This window comes from Acinetobacter sp. 22323 (genome assembly GCF_052044895.1).
Taxonomy (GTDB): Bacteria; Pseudomonadota; Gammaproteobacteria; order Pseudomonadales; family Moraxellaceae; genus Acinetobacter; species Acinetobacter schindleri.
This window is the reverse complement of record NZ_JBQEOL010000005.1, coordinates 1-17,515: the sequence shown is the minus strand read 5'-3', so window position 1 is coordinate 17,515 and position 17,515 is coordinate 1. Positions and strand designations below refer to the sequence as shown.

The window sequence follows — 17,515 nt, the reverse complement described above, 5'->3', positions numbered from 1 at the left end:
GCCATCGTAAGATGGCGTTTGCATTTCTACATAAGGAAAATGATCTGATGAATGAAATTGAAACTGCACTCTGTCAAATCAATAATTTTCAATTCATCCATGAGCACCTGTTTACTTCAGGCCAGCCAACAGCAGAACAGCTCAAGCTGATAAAGGAATACGGGATCTCGACCGTTATCAATGTAGCTTTGAGCGATGCAGAGCCTCACCTGGACCATGAAGATAAAATCTGTCTGGAGCTTGGTCTCAACTATATCCAGCTGCCAATTTCCTGGGAAATACCATCCGATGATCAGTGCCTGCTAGTGCTGGACATGATTGATCATCTAGTCAAGCAACAAGCCGTTTGGGTACATTGCAACCAGAACTTGCATGTCAGCAGCCTGATGTATTTATATCGTCAATACTATATGGATATGGATCTACCAACGGCGCAAGCAAGTCTGCATCAGGTCTGGGAACCGAATGACACCTGGACGGGTCTATTGCATGCTGTTGCCTTACAGCTACAAGGCCGTAAAGCAACTGAAGAACTTAAACTGGCAATGATTAATCCTGATCACTTTGCATGAGCGATCAGGACCGTCGCCATAGACAGAATGCCTTCCTGACGCCCGGTAAAGCCCAGCTTTTCTGTTGTCGTCGCCTTAACGCTAATTTGGGTTACATCTACGTCTAATACATCTGCAATGCTTTGACGCATTTCCAGATTATGCTTTGCCAGTTTTGGACGTTCACAGGCCACAGTAATATCAGCATTATTCAACACATAACCACGATCCAAGATCAGCTGATACACGTGCTTCAACAATACACGACTGTCAGCACCTTTAAAGTCAGGATCCGTATCCGGGAAATGCTGACCGATATCTCCCAGCGCCAATGCACCTAACAAAGCATCACATAATGCATGTAACACAACGTCACCATCCGAGTGTGCTTTGAGGCCATGGGTATGTGGAATTTTCACGCCTGCCAGTGTGACAAAATCACCTTCTTCGAATGCATGCACATCCAGCCCCTGACCAATTCGAATTTGTGCAACCACTGTTTTCATCCTTACAAATAACCAATTGAAATCTTGTACACTTCGTTTCTATTTCGCTATAGTTAGACCAAGCGTAACACAGTGAAAGTATAAGCGATCATGCTGCTGAAAACTGATATAAAAATGATGAAACTTCTAGGTCTCATGCTGGGTTTGAGCACTTTGGCAACAGGTGCTACAGCATCCGTACGTCCGCTAGAATGTTCAGATAGCTCACAAGCCAGTAAAGCAACTTCGACGCTGTGTTCCATGCCTCTGGCTGAATTTAGAAAAAATCTGGCGAGCCAGTATCTCACGGCCTACCTGATTACTGATGCACCTTTAAGTATTATTCAGGATACGCATCAATTATGGCTAAACCGCTTACAACAGTGCAAAACACTAGACTGTTATAAACAGCAGTTTGATGTGCGTCTAGATGATCTGAATATCTTTATTTCTTTGAATCAAAGCCTGACCCAGCATTATTTAAAATTTGAACAGGGCCAGATTGCCAAACAGCCGGTACACCTGAAAGTCCATCAGCTCAGTAAAGACCGCATCAAGATCGAAGGTATTGCCTATCGCAGTCCTAAAAACCGTATAGATACTCAAACTATCCCTTTTTTAGCTTATACCACTCCTGAAGCTAAAACTGAAATCACTGATAACGAAAACGACTGTAAGTATGAATTTCACTATACCAAGGCCATTCTTTCGGTAAAAACCCAGCAGAAAGGCTGTGAACGCTTTAGCGGTGTCTATCGCCTATATGACTAAACCCATTCAATTAAAAAAAGATCATCCGAGGATGATCTTTTTTGTTTCAAGCTACAGGATAGGTCTGAGCCACCTGCTGGCTGATCATTGCTGCTGTCGCAGCAGAGAGCGTCCAGCCTAAATGTCCATGTCCGGTATTATAAAACACCCGCTTGTGTTTTCCTTGACGCACGACTGGCATCATATCCGGCATCATTGGCCGTAATCCGGTCCAGGGAATCACATATTCAGTGGAAATATCAAAATTACGATGTGTCCAATCAATTAAAGGCTGAATCCGGTCAGCACGAATGTCGCGGTTATAACCATTAAACTCTGCCGTACCCGCAATACGCAGCCGGTCCTTACCCAATCGGGAGAGCACAATTTTAGCGCTTTCATCCAGCAGGCTGACCCACGGCGCATTTTGCTGACTTTGTTCATCGTTAAGCTGTACGGTAATTGAATATCCTTTCACCGGATAGACATTGACCCGGTCACCCAACAGATAAGACAGTTGATAACTACCCACACCGGCACAGACCACGATGGCATCAGCTTTCAGTTCCAGTCGTTCTTGCGGATTGGTATTGGAATTTTCACTGCTCGGCATACAACTGATCCGGATATAATCATCCTTCTGCTCTATTGCCTGTACATTCTGACCAAACAGGAAAAGTACACCTTTGTCTGCACAAGCCTTGGCCAGACCTGTAGTAAATTTATGAATATCCCCGGTAGCATCGCTACGGCTAAAGAAGCCGGCATAATAATCACCGGTTAAAGTGGGTTCAATCTGTTTAATTTCTTCATTGGAAATCGCATTGCGTTCCAGCCCGCCACTGCAAAGCAGATCATTGACCTTCATCGCGACCTTATAATCCTGCTCGGTATGATAAAAATGCAAGATTCCCCTTTTTTCCAGATCAAACTCAATCTGTTCTGTTTCAGCAATTTCAAATAAACGTTTACGGGCCAATAACGCCATTTTTACCGTTTCCCGGGTATTGGTTTCGTAATGACGAATATTCCCCATAAATTCCATTAGCCAGCTGTATTTATGCACACTAAAAGACGGGTTGAGCAGTAATGGGGCAGTTTTTTGCGACATCCATTTCAGGCCTTTCAGTACCGTCGCTTTTTGGTTCCAGACTTCTGCATTACAGGCGGAAAGTTGCCCGCCATTGGCATAGGAGGTTTCCATGGCAGGGTAAAGATGCTGGTCAACAACAGTGACCTGATAACCTAATAAAGCCAGTTCATAAGCTGTGGTTACGCCGGTAATCCCGGCGCCAATGACAATTACATGACGCATAGACATCTCCTTTTTTATTATGATGTCTGCCCCATCTGTCATTTTTACCTGAGAGCTTTGATTTCAGTATCGGAGATCAATACCTTAACCTTCCCCTTCGGTGAGTGATTCAACACTTCTCTCCAGAGTTTTGCATTATTACAGTCCTTCTGCCTGAGAGTTTCCGGGGTCGTTGCTCCTTCGGCGAATGCGGGTGCATTTCTCTCCTGCAATAATGTGCATATGTATTGTTTTGCAATTTATATACCATGCTATAGAGCTTAATAAAAAATTACTGTGCAAAGTTGTAAAGACACAGTAATTAGTAAAGCTACGTTATCCTCGCTTAGCTATAAAATGAAATCTAAATGAAGGTGCAGATATTTGATTAGATTTTTGAAACAGGATTATAGGTTAATTAAAAATTTTAATTTGCTTAGGCTATTTTGAGTGAAAAATTTCTCTATTGGATTCTTTTAACTAGATGATAAAAGTTAAGAATAATGGCAAGGTTAATCCTGCAACCAGGGTTTCCACACTAATAACTTTCGCCATAAGTTCACTGTCTCCACCCAGAACTTTGGTCAATACATACGAAGCAGAAGCTGTGGGTAACGCGAAAAACAGTACCAGCACTTGAGTGGTCAGCGTGGATATTCCGAGTATCTTGCATACCCCCAAGCCAAGCAATGGCATGCAGATCATACGCCCAGTTGTGTTCCAGACGATGCGCCATAAATCCAGATTAATTTGCCCAAATTTTAATGCTGCCCCAACACACATCAAACCTAAAGGCAAACTGCATGCTGCCATCTGTTTCAATAACTGGTTCATCCCCTGCCATATCCCCAATCCGGACAGATTATAAAGCCCACCCACCAGACAGCCTAAAATCAGTGGATTTTTCGCGAGGGATATGAAAATTTTTCCAAACTGCATATCAGCCGGTTTAGTAAATGCCAGCACAGAAACGGTATTTACGACTGGAATAAAGAACACCATAATGACGGCAAATACTGTCATCCCTGCCTGACCAAATAAGGTGCTGACCGCAGCAATGCCAATATAGGTATTAAAACGCAGCATGCTTTGTACATAGACCCCAAATCGGGCAAAGTTAATTCGGTATATCGCTTTTAGACTGTACAGCACTGCACAAACCAGTACAGTAATGATTGAAATAACCAGCACCACATCCTGAATAATATCTATCTGAATCTGAGCAGTAGCCAGATTCAGGAATAGCATGATCGGAAATAGTACATAGTAGTTTAGCTTTTCTGCTCCCCGCCAAAATCCGTCTTCTAACCATTGCCTTTGTTTTAATGTATAACCCAGGGTAATTAGGGCAATCAGTGGAAACAGGACGCTGAAGATAGTATGAAGCATTGAGCCACTCGTAACATGCAATTTTGTGGCAATCGAACCCAATTGCCTGTCAATGATTAAGGATACAACAACCGAAGAGTTTCAGGAGAAAAAGTAGTGGAAAAATCAACGAATAATAAGTTAGAGAAAGTCTCTCATGCGTTTTAATGAATAATAAACCAATTAAGTCCAGCTTTCTTCTTTTGCAATATTTAATACCTCCTCTTTAAGCTTTTCCTAACTCATTAAAAATTTTTGAATCAATTTTTGGACGAGTTTTCGAATTTTATTTTTAATCAACCTAAACTTTTTAAAAGCATAAGAAAAATAAGTTTCTCTTCACCTAAATCATCTATTGCCTTTGCAGATATAAAAAAAGCCAGACCGAAGTCTGACTTTTTGGATTCACTTCAGATCAGAAGCGAATTATTTTGGTTCAATTGGTGCAAACGGCGCAACCACATCGGCATTTTGTGCACGATGGCGCATAAAGTGATCCATCAATACAATCGCCAGCATTGCTTCAGCAATTGGCGTCGCACGCACACCCACACAAGGATCATGACGGCCTTTGGTCAACACGTCAGTATCTTCACGATTGATGGTGATGGTTTTACCTGGAGTCGTGATTGAAGCGGTTGGTTTTAGTGCAATCGATACGCGAATGTCCTGACCGCTAGAAATCCCACCCAAAATACCGCCTGCATGGTTTGCCAGGAAACCCTCCGTCGTTAATTCATCACGCGTTTCATGACCAAACTGCTCAGCAACGCCAAAACCATCACCAATCTCAACACCTTTAACGGCGTTAATCGACATCATGGCATGGGCAATATCGGCATCCAGACGATCGAATACTGGCTCACCCCAGCCTACTGGGACTTTAGAGGCAATAATTTCAAGGCGCGCGCCACAACTGGTGCCTTGTTCACGCAACGATGTGACTAGTGCCTCAAAACGTGGAACGGCATCAACATCACCACAGAAGAACGGATTATTTGGAACTTCATTCCAGTCCAGTTTCTCGGCTTTTTCAGTGCCAATCTGGGTGACATGACCGCGGATTTCAATACCAAATTTCTCAAACAGGAATTTCTTGGCAATCGCACCCGCTGCCACACGCATTGCAGTTTCACGTGCACTTGAACGGCCACCGCCACGATAATCACGGAAACCATACTTCTGGGTATAGGTATAGTCTGCATGACCCGGGCGGAAAGTCTGCGCGATATTGCCATAGTCTTTCGACTTCTGGTCAGTATTGCGGATTAAAAGACCGATTGAAGTGCCGGTGGTTTTACCCTCAAACACCCCGGAAATAATTTCCACTTCATCCGGCTCTTTACGCTGCGTTGCAAATTTCGATGTACCCGGCTTGCGGCGGTCCAGATCCTTTTGCAAATCAGCTTCAGACAGTTCAATTCCTGGTGGAACCCCATCAATGATCGCCATCAGGCCAACACCATGAGATTCACCACAAGTCGTTACACGGAAGAGTTGCCCTATACTATTACCTGCCATGTGAACGACTCCTTATGCATTAACCGATTGAATAAATAAATCGCGATATTGACGGCATTGGGCTGCAGTCAATGCGAAGATACCTGAACCACCACGCTGGAACTGCAACCAGTGGAAATCAACTTTATTGAAGTTTTGCTTCATTGCCCATTCAGAGTTGCCGACTTCAATTACAATCAGACCATCTTCAGTCAGGTAATCAGCCGCTTGAGCCAGCATTTTACGTACTAGATCCAGACCGTCTTGACCAGCAGCCAATGCCAGCTCTGGCTCATGATGGAATTCATCAGGAAGATCAGCCATATCCTCTGCATCCACATATGGAGGATTCGACACGATTAGATCATATTGATTTTCAGCTGGAATTTTTGCGAACAGGTCCGATTCAAGCAATGCCACTTGATACTGCTTGTTATGATGCTCACAGTTGATCTGCGCTACTTCTAAAGCCTCTTTAGACAGATCGGTTGCATCCACTTCAGAATCTGGAAAAGCGTATGCCAATGCAATCGCAATACAGCCTGAACCGGTGCACATGTCCAGAATACGTTGTGGTGTTTTTGGATTCGGATTTTCTGGCAGGTTATTTACCGCTGCACCCATTTCACCATTTTCGCCCAGGCAATATGGTGCAAAACGGTTTTCAATCAGCTCAACGATTGGTGAACGTGGAATCAGTACACGCTCATCCACATAGAATGGCTTGCCAAAGAAATAAGCCAGATTTAATAGATAAGATGTCGGCATTCTTTCATTGATACGACGTCCTAACAGATTCAAAAACTCTTCTTTTTCGCTTGGAAGTAGTTTTGAATCCAGAATTTCTGGATCAGCATTCCAGTCCAGAGAAAGGGTTTGTAAAACCAGTGCTGAACTTTCAGCAAAATAATCTTCTGTGCCTTGGCCCAAGTGCGCATCGTATTGACGTAATGCTGTAACACCAAAACGGATAAAATCACGAATGGTTGTTAGATTTTCAGCGGCTTCCTGCAAATGTTCAGGGCTAATAGTCGGTCGATCCACTTAAGGCGTCTCCAGAGGTCATATTTTAAAACGCCTTATGATACCTTGTTTCGCCTGCTTTTATAATGCTAAAACCATGAAAAATACGAAAACAGCACGACTCCACCCTGGCTGAATCTGGTTTTAGAAGCCTGTTATTTGATGATGAGAATGGTCAACAATAGATCGCTTTAATCCGGATTTGAATGCTTTAAAGTATGAGAGATAAATCGAACGTTTTATGAAGTAAGTGATAAATAATACTGACTCACCTATTCAGCGCTTTTGTCCAGTCTTAATAAATCTCAAATTCTCGCCATAATTTAAAAAGCATAACAAACTTACATGTCCGTTATGCTTTTGAGTACCGATCAGCTCCTCAGCGTTTTCCGACAAAAGAACGTGATTGATAATAATTGGACTGCTCAATTACCATGGCTAGGGCACATTGCCCTTGCTGGATTTTGGTATAGTTTCCAGCACGGATACGACCACATTGCTTATCCAGTCTGGATTCAAACAAGGCATAATGGTTTTTTACTACAGCAGCATTATTTGCGTTTAATTTAAGATAATTTTTATAGCTTTTTTTCAAGATTTTAGTCTGCCCTTTTAATTCCTTAGCAATACATTTTTCAGTCTTGGTACGGTCACCATAGGTGAACTTCATACACTGTGAATATTCCCTTGAATAATCCTGAGCTGCTTGTGTATATACAGCTGTACCTGCCAGAATAGCAGTTAATAAACATGCAAAACGCATACATTCCCCTTTGCCAAATTGGCATGATGCTTACAATCGCACTCATCAATTTTGTTTTAAGTTATATTCCGATACTACCTGAGTCCAGTGAAAATTCCTATTCCTTTATAAGCATCGATTTTATGCAAATAAGCAATTGAAACTCTCAGAATTGTCTCCATTATATAGCGAAGATATACAAGTAAACGAGTTGAATGTTATGAGCTACAAGCATAACAACCTGATGGCCATGCGCCTGAATTATTGGGATGATATACAGTCTCATAACGTGCAGCAGGAAAAGGCATTTTTGCAAGACATGTTAATTCAGCAGGGTGTTTTTCAGCAGGCAACGCTAGAAGATGCACGCTATCTGTTTTTTAGTTTACCCAGTATCGTGATTGTTAAAGGTTATGCTCTGGGCTTTCAGCATGAGTCCGTGATTACATTGATTCAACAGCACATTCAAACAAATATCCAACAGTTGCAACAAAGAACTGAATTAAAAATTCAATTTCAGATGCCATAATGCCTTGGCTAATATAAATACAGGTCATCGAGCCTGATCATGTTTAGCGTAAATTCAATCTGTTAAAACTTTTTTAATACGTGAAGACAGGTTAATATCCGCTACAATGATTTATTCTGCTATATGCTGGGAAAGGATTTATTCTACATGTCAGATCAGAACGATAAGCTCAAACAACTGAAAACCTCATCCATGGATCGACGCTTATCGATCGCCAAGGCATCCCTACTTGCAGGCACCCGCTGGGCAGCATCAAATGCCACTTCAATGTTCTCGAGTGAAGAAGAGAAAGAGAAAAAACGCAAAAAAGCCATGAAAGAACAGGCAGATTATTTGGTTGCAGAAATCGGCAAGCTGAAAGGTTCTATCGTCAAGATCGGCCAAATGATGGCGCTCTATGGTGAACATTTTCTGCCCGAAGAAATCACTCAGGCATTAAATACATTAAATAATAAGACTGTAGCCTTGGCCTGGCCTGCGATTAAAGCGCAGTTACAAGCGCAGCTTGGTTCAAAACTTGATGATTTAACCATTGATCATGAACCTTTAGGAACAGCCTCACTGGCTCAGGTACATCGCGCCAAACGCAAATCTGACGGGCTGGAACTGGTACTGAAAATCCAGTATCCAGGCGTTGCAGAAGCGATTGACTCAGATATGAGCCTGTTTAAAAACATGCTCAAATTGACCCGTATGGTGCCGCAAACCCGTGAATTTGATCAGTGGTTTGATGAAGTTCGTGAAATGATGCATCGTGAAGTGGACTACAAAATTGAAGCTGCAACAACCCGCCGTTTCCGTCAACGTCTGCAAAATGATCCACGTTATATCGTACCGACCATTATTGAAGATTACTCGACCGATCGCGTGCTCTGTATGACCTATGAGCGTGGTGTACCAATCAATAGTCCGGTCATGCTGTCTCTGCCACAGGAACGTCGTAATAAACTCGGTGAAGCTTCCTTAGAAATCGCAGTACGCGAGATTTTCGAATGGGGCGAAATGCAGACTGACCCGAACTTCGGGAATTATCTGGTACGTTTGGGCAATGGTGATGACGCACAGGATAAAATTGTCCTGCTCGACTTCGGTGCAATCCGTCAGTTTGACCAGCATCTGCTCAATGTGGCGCGTAATCTGATTCAAGCGGGTTATCATCATGATTCAGATATGATGGTCAAAGCCATGACTGGTTATGAATTCTTTGACTCGATTCCGCAAAGTATCAAACCAGATATGGCCAAGGTTTTCTTGCTGGCTACTGAAGCATTTAGCTCGCCAATGAACAATAAAGACCTGCCAGCCGGCGTAATGGATGCACAAGATCGCTATGACTGGAAAAAGAGTCAGTTGCATAGCCGTGTCATGCAACAAGCCTCTAAATCGATGGCATCACGTTATTTCAGCGTTCCACCGAAAGAGTTTATGTTCATCAGCCGTAAATTTATTGGTGCCTACACCTTTATGACCGTGATTGATGCCAAAACTAATGTGCGTGCCATGATCAAGAAACATCTCTAAAGAGAATCAAGTGATATTTTGAGTTGACCCGGCTGATATCTGTCATCCGGGTCAATTTTTTGCATTCTAATATTTTTAAATAACATAATTATATTAATAATTTCATAAACTTGTTAGCAAATTTTATATAATAAATTTCCTTCATTATTGTCAATCAATCATGTCATTCCTGACATGGTTTTTTATCAGGCAACCTGTCAGCATAATTCTGAAAATATCTAAAACATTTATAACAGGATAATGATAATGAGCAATATGGTGAATAAGGCCCAAGGAGTTGGCTTATCCATACTGACTAAAATTGCAGGCAGTGAGCTACTGGATCAGTTTAAGCTACGAAAATTCGTTGAAAAGTCCCTGTATCAAAGCTCTAAGGCAGGTTTTAAAACCCTAAGCCAGACACAAAAGCTGCTGAAATCAGGACAAAAAATTAAAAAACAGCGCCTGCCAAATCAGAATAAATCCCTGTTTGATCTTAGCCTGACTGAAGAGCAGCAGATGACCGTAGATGCAATGGAGCAGTTCTCAGCCGAAGTACTTTATCCGCTTGCTCACGATGCAGATCACGCTGAAATCTTTCCAGAGGTTCTGTGGCAACATGGTACCGACTTAGGACTTAACTTCTATGCCTTGCCTGAGTCCTTAGGTGGTGTAGCGACTGAAAAGAATATTGTAAGCAATGTGCTGATTGCTGAATATCTGGCTAAAGGAGACTTCAGCCTGACTGCTGGCCTGCTTTCAACCTTTAGTGTGATTAATGCCCTGACTCAATGGGGCTCAGAACAGATTCAATCCGACTATCTGGCTTCTTTCGCAAATGATAAAGGTATTCGAGCCACATTTGCCACGCAGGAAAATATACCGGCTTTCAATCCTTTTAGGCTTACAACCCAAGCAACACCACACCAAGATCATTATCTGATTCAGGGTGAAAAAACACTGGTCTTACTCGCAGCCACTGCAGACATCTATCTGGTCAGTGCCATGCTCAATGGTCAGCCGGATGTATTTGTGGTGCAACGTGATCCGAGTATCAGTATTCAAAAGTCAGCTGCGATGGGTCTTAAAGCAAATGAAACTGCCACACTGCATTTCGACAATACACCAGCACAACGTCTCGGTGATGAAGATTTTGATTACACCGCCTTTATCGATCTGGGTAATCTGATGTGGTGTGCCATGGCTGTCGGTACCTGCGAGGCTGTCAGGAAATACTGTATTCAATATGCCAATGAACGTACAGCGTTTGGTGAACCCATTTCCCATCGTCAAGGGGTTGCTTTCATGATTGCCGATATGGCAATTGAAACAGATGCTATGCGTATGCTGGTGCTGAACGCTGCCAGTCTTGCAGAAGCAGGTAAGCCTTTCCATCGTGAGGCATATTTGGCCCGTATTCTCTGCGCAGAAAAATCAATGAAGATTGGCACAGATGGCGTGCAAATCCTGGGTGGACATGGCTATACCCGTGAACATCCTGTGGAACGCTGGTATCGTGACTTACGCGCGACTGCTGTCATTCAAAGTGGGCTGCATGCCTGATCATTGACATGAATATGGAATAATTATAATGAATCTGCAAAATCCAAAAAAATTTAAATTACTGATTGATCAGGCCCATGAAGTTGCGCTGAATGTATTACGTCCAATTTCCCGTAAATATGACAAGGCTGAACATGCCTATCCTAAAGAGCTGGATATGCTGGCTTCTGTTGTGGATGGCATGAATGCTGGTAGCGAAGGTATGAATGCTGGTGCCGCAGTCAATAAACGTGGTGATACGGATACGTCTAATAAAAATGGCGTCAACATGTCAACTGCACTGAGTATTATTGAGATGTGTTATGGCGATACAGGTCTGCTCCTGTCCATGCCACGCCAAGGTCTGGGTAACTCGGCGATTGCAGCGGTGGCAAATGAGGAACAATTGACACGTTTTGAAGGCACCTGGGCAGCAATGGCGATTACCGAGCCAGGTTGTGGTTCAGACTCTGCTGCAATCCGTACTACGGCAACCAAAGATGGTGATGACTATATCCTGAATGGCGAAAAAATCTTTGTCACCTCAGGTGAACGTGCAGATTCTGTAGTGGTGTGGGCAACTTTGGATAAAAGCCTGGGGCGTGCTGCAATCAAATCCTTTGTGGTACTCAAAGGTACGCCTGGGATGAAAGTCGAGCGTCTGGAACATAAACTTGGTATCAAAGCTTCGGATACCGCCGCAATCAGCTTTGTAGACTGTCGTGTGCCTGCGGCAAATCTGTTGGGTAATGCAGATATTGATGTTGCCAAAGGTTTTGCTGGCGTAATGGAAACCTTTGATAATACCCGCCCACTGGTTGCTGCAATGGCAATTGGCTGTTCCAAAGCATCTCTAGAACGAATCAAAGAGATATTCAAAGACCAGCTAGATACGGATTACGGTACACCCTATTTACAGACCTCCCATATTGCAGCGCAGATTTACCGGATGGAAGCAGAATGGGAAGCAGCTCGACTGCTGATGCTGAAAGCAGCCTGGATGGCAGACAATCGTAAACCCAACTCTCGCGAAGCTTCAATTGCCAAAGCCAAGGCTGGTCGTATTGCTAATGAAATCACTTTAAAATGCGTCGAGTTAGCATCTTCTGCAGGTTATAGCGAGACTGAGCTACTCGAAAAATGGGCTCGTGACTCAAAAATCCTCGATATCTTTGAAGGTACCCAGCAAATCCAACAGCTGATTATTGCTCGTCGTGAGCTGGGTAAATCATCTAGTGAGCTGAAGTAGGTTGCAGAATCTCGAACATGCTGACTCGTTGATGGATTTATAAGCTATAAAGATGGATTTTTTACAGTTTTAGGACTATAAAACCTCCATCTTTTTTTATGTTTCATGATTTATGTATTCTATTCGACCGATCCAGCCTAAGGATAATCCCCAAATTGCCAAAATTATTCGTGAAGTTTCTATTGAATTTGGTCTTGCTGCTGAATCCGGTTTTGCAGTAGGTGATTCTATTCTGGACAGCTTATATCAGGTTTATCAACAACCAAATGCTGCTTACTGGGTTATTGTCGATGAAGATGATCAAGTTTATGGTGGTGGTGGCATTGCTCCCCTACAAGGTGATAATAGCATTCTAGAACTCCAGAAAATGTACTTCCTCTCAGCCATTCGTCAACATGGGTTTGCCAAGCAGATTTTGAATCTGGCTTTTGATTTCGCACAACAACAGAAATTTCATAAGATTTATCTGGAAACGACAAAATCCCTTTGGCAAGCTGTCAAACTCTATGAAAAACTGGGCTTTGAACATCTGGCATATCCTGAGGGCAATACGGGGCATAATGAAGCGTGTGAAATCTGGATGCTGAAAATTATATAAAAGTGCCTCAAGTAAAGATCAAGCTAAAAAGCTGCAAAAATTATTATAGCTCAGGTTTAAAAGGTTAATCAGCTTGACGCTGAACCGTTCATTTTTTAGTATCAAATTAATTTTATAATGCGGATATTTAATTTTGACCTACTTTAAGTCATTTACCTTAAAACGTCTTTTATCTCATTTTTTTACACCCTCGCATTTCAAAAAACTCATCCTCCTAGGCAGTGCAATTACTTTAACTGCATGTTCTTCTTTAGGTGGAGGTTCCATAGAAAAACGCTCAGCTAAACTTTCCAAAGGGATACAAAGTGCATATTCTATCTCTCCAGAAACAGCAAATCGCGTATCGCCACTGATTATTAAAAGTGCCGAACAGCACAATTTAGATCCACTCTTAGTCGCAGCAGTAATCCGACAAGAATCTACCTATCGTCCGTATGTCAGCTCACCTGCTGGTGCTGTGGGTTTAATGCAAATTATTCCACGTTATTGGCAAAGCAGTTGTGGAGCTGATTTATTCCATGAAGCCACCAATGTCCAATGTGGCTCCTATATATTAGCGCGTTATCAACAATCTGCAGGCGACTTAAAAAAGGGGCTAGGATATTATAATGTCGGTCCATCTGGTTTTGAAAATAATCGCAAGATGCGTAAGCAAGGTAAAAAATACGCTAAACAGGTACTTAATCATAAAAAAATTTTAAAAAATTCAATTTAGTTTTTCTAATAGATGTAATTAAGCATAATTATAGATTATGCTTAATTATTCATCTAAACCATGATTTTCCACTTTTATAATATTATTTGACCCACATCACTATTAAATTTTTATATACCATTTAAATCACATTTTGATTTAAATATATCAAAACCTATATTGTTTATTAATACAACATTTAAAATTATTTGTTATATTTTTTTATATTATTTAAAATTTACAATATTAATACATAATGAATCAGTTTATACATACAATTAGTTATTCAAATATGATGTTAATATTTAAAATTAATAAGAATTAAGTCACATAAAATCATTTTTAAATTAATTTTAAATAATACTCTATTTCAATTAATAGTTTTCATATAAGCTAATTTCTAAATATTTTCAATTTATTTTAACTTGTATTCTTGGTTCTTTTATATAAACATTCTTGCGATAATTTTTTTATCTTCATTATTTAAAATTTTCCAGGGGATAGTATGGCCAAGCTTACTTTAGATGCACTTACAGATATTGATGGTTTCGTTGCAGCAGCACTCGTAGACAACGAAAGTGGTCTTGCATTAGCAACTCTTGGCAATAATACAATTGATCTTGAGCTCGCAGCTGCAGGCAACACAGAAGTTGTACGTGCTAAACGTCGTGTAGCAGCGAGCCTGAATCTGAATGATTCTATCGAAGACATTCTAATCACTTTAGGCAAACAATATCACTTGCTACGCCCACTTGATTCAAATGAAAATTTATTCCTTTATCTAGTTCTTGACCGTAGTCGTTCAAACCTGGCTATGGCACGTCATGAATTGAAACACTTTGAAAAAGGTTTAGATTTTGCTTAATTAAGCTATTTGAGGGTTACTTTTTCCGGTAACCCTTAAATTGAGCACATCCTCATGAAAGATACTCTCTATATTTCCATTTTTGGCCTCAGCCTATCTTTAATAAATGTATTTAAAAGTACAATGGTTGATGTTTTAAGTGAAAAATATAATCTGGTATGGACCAATCTTACTGACCAGAAACTACAGCTTTTATTAGTAAATGCTGATTTTGTCGATTTACCCCATATTCAAAAAATTAAAAGTAATAATCTTACACTTCTACAAGTTGAGAAAAACCCTACATTGTCATCTCAGGTGATTGAAAATACATTGTTCTTACCCTTTGAACACCCTCATGCTTTAATTGAATGGTTACAACGTGAGTTTTTATCAGGCACTCAATTGCCTCATTCAATTGAACAACCCATATTAATAGTACCCTCTTGTAGCGCCAAAATAGCATATCAGTCATTTAAATTAATACTAGATGAGCTATTTCAGCCATCAGGTCATAGCAAATATATAATCAAAAATAGTGATAAACGTGTAGCTCTTATCGATCTGGAACAACATTGCTTCTATCCAGCAATCGACTGGTATCCGCAACCTGATTCAGAATTCAGCATTGAACCTGCCGATTTAAATAGTATTGTGCAATTTCGCACTCAAGTGCGCCCAGAAGATCTTAACCAAGGGATCTGGAATTTTGTATGGCATCATCTGCAATTTGCTGAACTTGAATATCCAGACTATTACCGCTTAGCTAAATGGCCACAAATTAAAGATTTCGACCAGCGCAAAGATCTATTCAAATTAGCTGCCCTTTTCAGTGAAGGTGCATCAGTTGCCTATGTACAACAACAGTTAAAATTAGGTGAAAAATATATTCATCAATTTCTATGTGCTTCACAACTAGCCAATATACTTGAACCGATCTCATCAGATCAAGCCAAATTCACACAGCATGCAACCACCGCTGTTCAAAAGGAAGCTAATAAAATGATGGGTTTCTTTAGCAAATTACGTAAAAAGCTCGGTATCTAGGAGTAATTCAGTTTGATCTTGCACCAATTTAAATTGGTATTTGCCGGTAGCATGGGTGCTGGCAAGACTACAGCCATTCGCACCATTTCTAATATTGATGTATTAAGTACCGAAGCAATTAATACCGACCTTGAAGCACACCAAAAATCACTAACAACAGTCGGTATCGATTATGGTGAACTGGTCCTGGAAGATGGGGTCAAAGTCGGCTTATATGGCACACCAGGCCAGCAACGCTTTAATTTTATCTGGAACGTAATTACACAAGGCGCTATTGGAGTAATATTACTGATTGATGACAGTATTGATGAGCCACTAGAAGAGCTAGAATTTTATCTAAATTACTTCAAAGATAAAGTTAAAAACGTTGTGATTGGCATTACGCATATTGATAAGAAAGCTAAAAATAATGCTGCTCTCTATCATGGCTGGGCTGAAAAGCAAGACAGTACTTATCCAATGTTCTTTATTGATGCCCGTGAAAAAAATGATGTTTTAATGCTGGTTGATGCCTTGATCGCCACAGCTGAAGTTCAACTTACTGTCTGAAGAAAATTCCATGTCCTTAAATGATCTTGCAAAACGTACTGCTCCCCAAGAATTAACTGAATTTGCAGCCAAGCAGATTCAAGCACTCTTATTCAATGTGCAAGGTATAGAACTTACCATGCTGTGCTCTTCTGATGGATTTGAATTAGCCTCATTTGAAAAAATTAAAACTAACGGTAAAGGAAAACTTGCTGCGGTAAGTAGTTCTATTGTGGCTATGGTCCAGGCATTTATGCAGGAATTACAACTGGAAGGCTGTCAAAGCATTACACTGGATGCTAATAATGGTAAAGCGATCCTAACTGCAATTCCGCATCCAAAGTTTCCTATGCTGATCCTAGCCATGACCACTAATGATGTACTTTTAGGTCAACTGTTATATTGCACGAAAAAAATTGCTCAGGATATTTCTAACTTTCAAATCTGATTCCATATGAATATTACAAGCTTGAATCAGGCTTGTAATATTATATAATCAAGATTCATAATAACTGCTCATAATTCCAGTCAAAATTCCTGCAAGAAAAGCATATTTAAATATATGATCGACTATACCTGAAATGATTAAAAGTAAGACAAATAAAATGGCAGAGCCCAAACTAGCCATCACGGGAGCAGCTGTTACTTCTGCCTGATTTATATGATATTACTTAATCACAATTTTAATTTAACTAATCCTGATTAAAGAACCAGCAATTTAATAATCTAAGTTTCTATCTAAATGTACAACATATGACTAAAAATAATATTTATATGTAAATCTTTCATCCTTTATAAAACATACTCTGTAAATATCAATACCCTTCATATAAGGCGTTTGAGTCTATATAGCTACAAGTCTATTTACCGATAGCCCGCAAAACGTTTTATTACCACCAAGGTGGTAATAAAACAAAGTTATTCACCTTCCACCCGCCCTCCGAGGCACTGTAGCAAAGTATTTAGTAGCGATGCAGAGTAGTACCTAGCATCAGTTAAAAACCACTACCAAAATCAATTACAGGGAATCCATCCTAGAAGATAGCAACCACTATGAATTTATATAGTGTGCAGATTTTCTGCTATGGGTTTAGATTAAAAATCAATATTTAGATACTTTCTTAAATCCTAGCCATAAAAAAACACCCCCTGTCATTTGACAGGGGGTGTTTAGAATAATGAGCTGGCGATGACTTACTCTCACATGGGAAACCCCACACTACCATCAGCGCTAAGAGGTTTCACTTCTGAGTTCGGGAAGGGATCAGGTG

18 protein-coding genes, 1 rRNA gene and 1 riboswitch are annotated in these 17,515 nt (G+C 40.8%); of the genes, 12 read left to right on the top strand and 7 right to left on the bottom strand.

The genetic code is table 11. The features are described 5' to 3' along the window. The first annotated feature begins 47 nt into the window (after nt 1-47). The gene (locus tag ACTJIX_RS04645) at nt 48-572 is read left to right on the top strand and encodes a protein tyrosine phosphatase family protein (protein ID WP_262478317.1); all 525 of its coding nucleotides are present in this window, start codon (nt 48-50) and stop codon (nt 570-572) included. Here ACTJIX_RS04645 and ispF read toward each other — a convergent pair. Further along, complete coding sequence (gene ispF, locus ACTJIX_RS04640) at nt 560-1,048, bottom strand: 2-C-methyl-D-erythritol 2,4-cyclodiphosphate synthase (RefSeq protein WP_262478316.1); 489 nt, start codon at nt 1,046-1,048, stop codon at nt 560-562. The genes ACTJIX_RS04645 and ispF overlap by 13 nt on opposite strands. A gap of 99 nt (nt 1,049-1,147) precedes the next feature. On the opposite strand from ispF, the gene ACTJIX_RS04635 reads away from it, so the two are divergent. Next, entirely contained in the window at nt 1,148-1,807 is a 660-nt protein-coding gene (locus ACTJIX_RS04635; RefSeq protein ID WP_262478315.1) for an A1S_1983 family putative colistin resistance protein, read from the top strand. Between the two features lie 46 nt (nt 1,808-1,853). Here the strand turns inward: ACTJIX_RS04635 and ACTJIX_RS04630 are convergent, their stop codons facing one another. From ACTJIX_RS04630 to ACTJIX_RS04610, 5 genes are all read right to left on the bottom strand, one after another. After that, nucleotides 1,854-3,101, bottom strand: coding sequence for a D-amino acid dehydrogenase (locus tag ACTJIX_RS04630; protein WP_392390188.1), 1,248 nt, complete (start codon nt 3,099-3,101; stop codon nt 1,854-1,856). 131 nt (nt 3,102-3,232) lie between these two features. Then, nucleotides 3,233-3,320: riboswitch (glycine riboswitch) on the bottom strand. 240 nt (nt 3,321-3,560) lie between these two features. Continuing rightward, on the bottom strand, nt 3,561-4,469 hold the full coding sequence (locus tag ACTJIX_RS04625) for an AEC family transporter (protein WP_340817530.1): 909 nt from the start codon (nt 4,467-4,469) through the stop codon (nt 3,561-3,563). A 405-nt stretch (nt 4,470-4,874) separates the two neighbouring features. Then, nucleotides 4,875-5,969, bottom strand: a complete 1,095-nt coding sequence (aroC, locus tag ACTJIX_RS04620) for a chorismate synthase (protein WP_248603746.1) — start codon at nt 5,967-5,969, stop codon at nt 4,875-4,877. A 12-nt stretch (nt 5,970-5,981) separates the two neighbouring features. Then, entirely contained in the window at nt 5,982-6,992 is a 1,011-nt protein-coding gene (gene prmB / locus ACTJIX_RS04615; protein WP_340817531.1) for a 50S ribosomal protein L3 N(5)-glutamine methyltransferase, read from the bottom strand. A gap of 358 nt (nt 6,993-7,350) precedes the next feature. After that, nucleotides 7,351-7,734, bottom strand: a complete 384-nt coding sequence (locus ACTJIX_RS04610; protein WP_005222329.1) for a hypothetical protein — start codon at nt 7,732-7,734, stop codon at nt 7,351-7,353. A 199-nt stretch (nt 7,735-7,933) separates the two neighbouring features. Here ACTJIX_RS04610 and ACTJIX_RS04605 point away from each other — a divergent pair, with 199 nt between their 5' ends. The 10 genes from ACTJIX_RS04605 (at nt 7,934) to ACTJIX_RS04560 (ending at nt 16,692) form a co-directional block, all read left to right on the top strand. After that, complete coding sequence (locus ACTJIX_RS04605) at nt 7,934-8,242, top strand: hypothetical protein (RefSeq protein ID WP_005222330.1); 309 nt, start codon at nt 7,934-7,936, stop codon at nt 8,240-8,242. A gap of 147 nt (nt 8,243-8,389) precedes the next feature. Further along, the gene (locus ACTJIX_RS04600; RefSeq protein WP_004809593.1) at nt 8,390-9,763 is read left to right on the top strand and encodes an ABC1 kinase family protein; all 1,374 of its coding nucleotides are present in this window, start codon (nt 8,390-8,392) and stop codon (nt 9,761-9,763) included. 246 nt (nt 9,764-10,009) lie between these two features. Further along, nucleotides 10,010-11,305, top strand: coding sequence for an acyl-CoA dehydrogenase family protein (locus tag ACTJIX_RS04595; protein ID WP_005222332.1), 1,296 nt, complete (start codon nt 10,010-10,012; stop codon nt 11,303-11,305). A gap of 28 nt (nt 11,306-11,333) precedes the next feature. After that, the gene (locus ACTJIX_RS04590) at nt 11,334-12,533 is read left to right on the top strand and encodes an acyl-CoA dehydrogenase family protein (protein WP_005222334.1); all 1,200 of its coding nucleotides are present in this window, start codon (nt 11,334-11,336) and stop codon (nt 12,531-12,533) included. 112 nt (nt 12,534-12,645) lie between these two features. Next, nucleotides 12,646-13,131, top strand: a complete 486-nt coding sequence (locus tag ACTJIX_RS04585) for a GNAT family N-acetyltransferase (RefSeq protein ID WP_005222337.1) — start codon at nt 12,646-12,648, stop codon at nt 13,129-13,131. A 133-nt stretch (nt 13,132-13,264) separates the two neighbouring features. Further along, nucleotides 13,265-13,846, top strand: coding sequence for a lytic transglycosylase domain-containing protein (locus ACTJIX_RS04580; protein ID WP_005222339.1), 582 nt, complete (start codon nt 13,265-13,267; stop codon nt 13,844-13,846). Between the two features lie 484 nt (nt 13,847-14,330). Continuing rightward, nucleotides 14,331-14,690 carry a hypothetical protein gene (locus ACTJIX_RS04575; RefSeq protein ID WP_005222341.1) on the top strand — a complete coding sequence of 120 codons (360 nt, stop codon included), beginning with the start codon at nt 14,331-14,333 and terminating at the stop codon, nt 14,688-14,690. 54 nt (nt 14,691-14,744) lie between these two features. After that, complete coding sequence (locus ACTJIX_RS04570; RefSeq protein ID WP_440611232.1) at nt 14,745-15,716, top strand: hypothetical protein; 972 nt, start codon at nt 14,745-14,747, stop codon at nt 15,714-15,716. 12 nt (nt 15,717-15,728) lie between these two features. Next, nucleotides 15,729-16,265 carry a GTP-binding protein gene (locus ACTJIX_RS04565; RefSeq protein ID WP_004895107.1) on the top strand — a complete coding sequence of 179 codons (537 nt, stop codon included), beginning with the start codon at nt 15,729-15,731 and terminating at the stop codon, nt 16,263-16,265. Nucleotides 16,266-16,275: 10 nt separating this feature from the next. Beyond that, complete coding sequence (locus ACTJIX_RS04560; protein ID WP_163165868.1) at nt 16,276-16,692, top strand: roadblock/LC7 domain-containing protein; 417 nt, start codon at nt 16,276-16,278, stop codon at nt 16,690-16,692. 733 nt (nt 16,693-17,425) lie between these two features. Here ACTJIX_RS04560 and rrf read toward each other — a convergent pair. Further along, nucleotides 17,426-17,515, bottom strand: a 5S ribosomal RNA gene (gene rrf / locus ACTJIX_RS04555); the annotation flags it as partial.

Coding starts and splice junctions, on each gene's coding strand:
- ACTJIX_RS04645 (WP_262478317.1), top strand. CDS start 48: ATGAATGAAATTGAAACTGCACTCTGTCAAATCAATAATTTTCAATTC.
- ACTJIX_RS04635 (WP_262478315.1), top strand. CDS start 1,148: ATGCTGCTGAAAACTGATATAAAAATGATGAAACTTCTAGGTCTCATG.
- ACTJIX_RS04630 (WP_392390188.1), bottom strand. CDS start 3,101: ATGCGTCATGTAATTGTCATTGGCGCCGGGATTACCGGCGTAACCACA.
- ACTJIX_RS04625 (WP_340817530.1), bottom strand. CDS start 4,469: ATGCTTCATACTATCTTCAGCGTCCTGTTTCCACTGATTGCCCTAATT.
- aroC (WP_248603746.1), bottom strand. CDS start 5,969: ATGGCAGGTAATAGTATAGGGCAACTCTTCCGTGTAACGACTTGTGGT.
- ACTJIX_RS04610 (WP_005222329.1), bottom strand. CDS start 7,734: ATGCGTTTTGCATGTTTATTAACTGCTATTCTGGCAGGTACAGCTGTA.
- ACTJIX_RS04605 (WP_005222330.1), top strand. CDS start 7,934: ATGAGCTACAAGCATAACAACCTGATGGCCATGCGCCTGAATTATTGG.
- ACTJIX_RS04600 (WP_004809593.1), top strand. CDS start 8,390: ATGTCAGATCAGAACGATAAGCTCAAACAACTGAAAACCTCATCCATG.
- ACTJIX_RS04595 (WP_005222332.1), top strand. CDS start 10,010: ATGAGCAATATGGTGAATAAGGCCCAAGGAGTTGGCTTATCCATACTG.
- ACTJIX_RS04590 (WP_005222334.1), top strand. CDS start 11,334: ATGAATCTGCAAAATCCAAAAAAATTTAAATTACTGATTGATCAGGCC.
- ACTJIX_RS04585 (WP_005222337.1), top strand. CDS start 12,646: ATGTATTCTATTCGACCGATCCAGCCTAAGGATAATCCCCAAATTGCC.
- ACTJIX_RS04575 (WP_005222341.1), top strand. CDS start 14,331: ATGGCCAAGCTTACTTTAGATGCACTTACAGATATTGATGGTTTCGTT.
- ACTJIX_RS04570 (WP_440611232.1), top strand. CDS start 14,745: ATGAAAGATACTCTCTATATTTCCATTTTTGGCCTCAGCCTATCTTTA.
- ACTJIX_RS04560 (WP_163165868.1), top strand. CDS start 16,276: ATGTCCTTAAATGATCTTGCAAAACGTACTGCTCCCCAAGAATTAACT.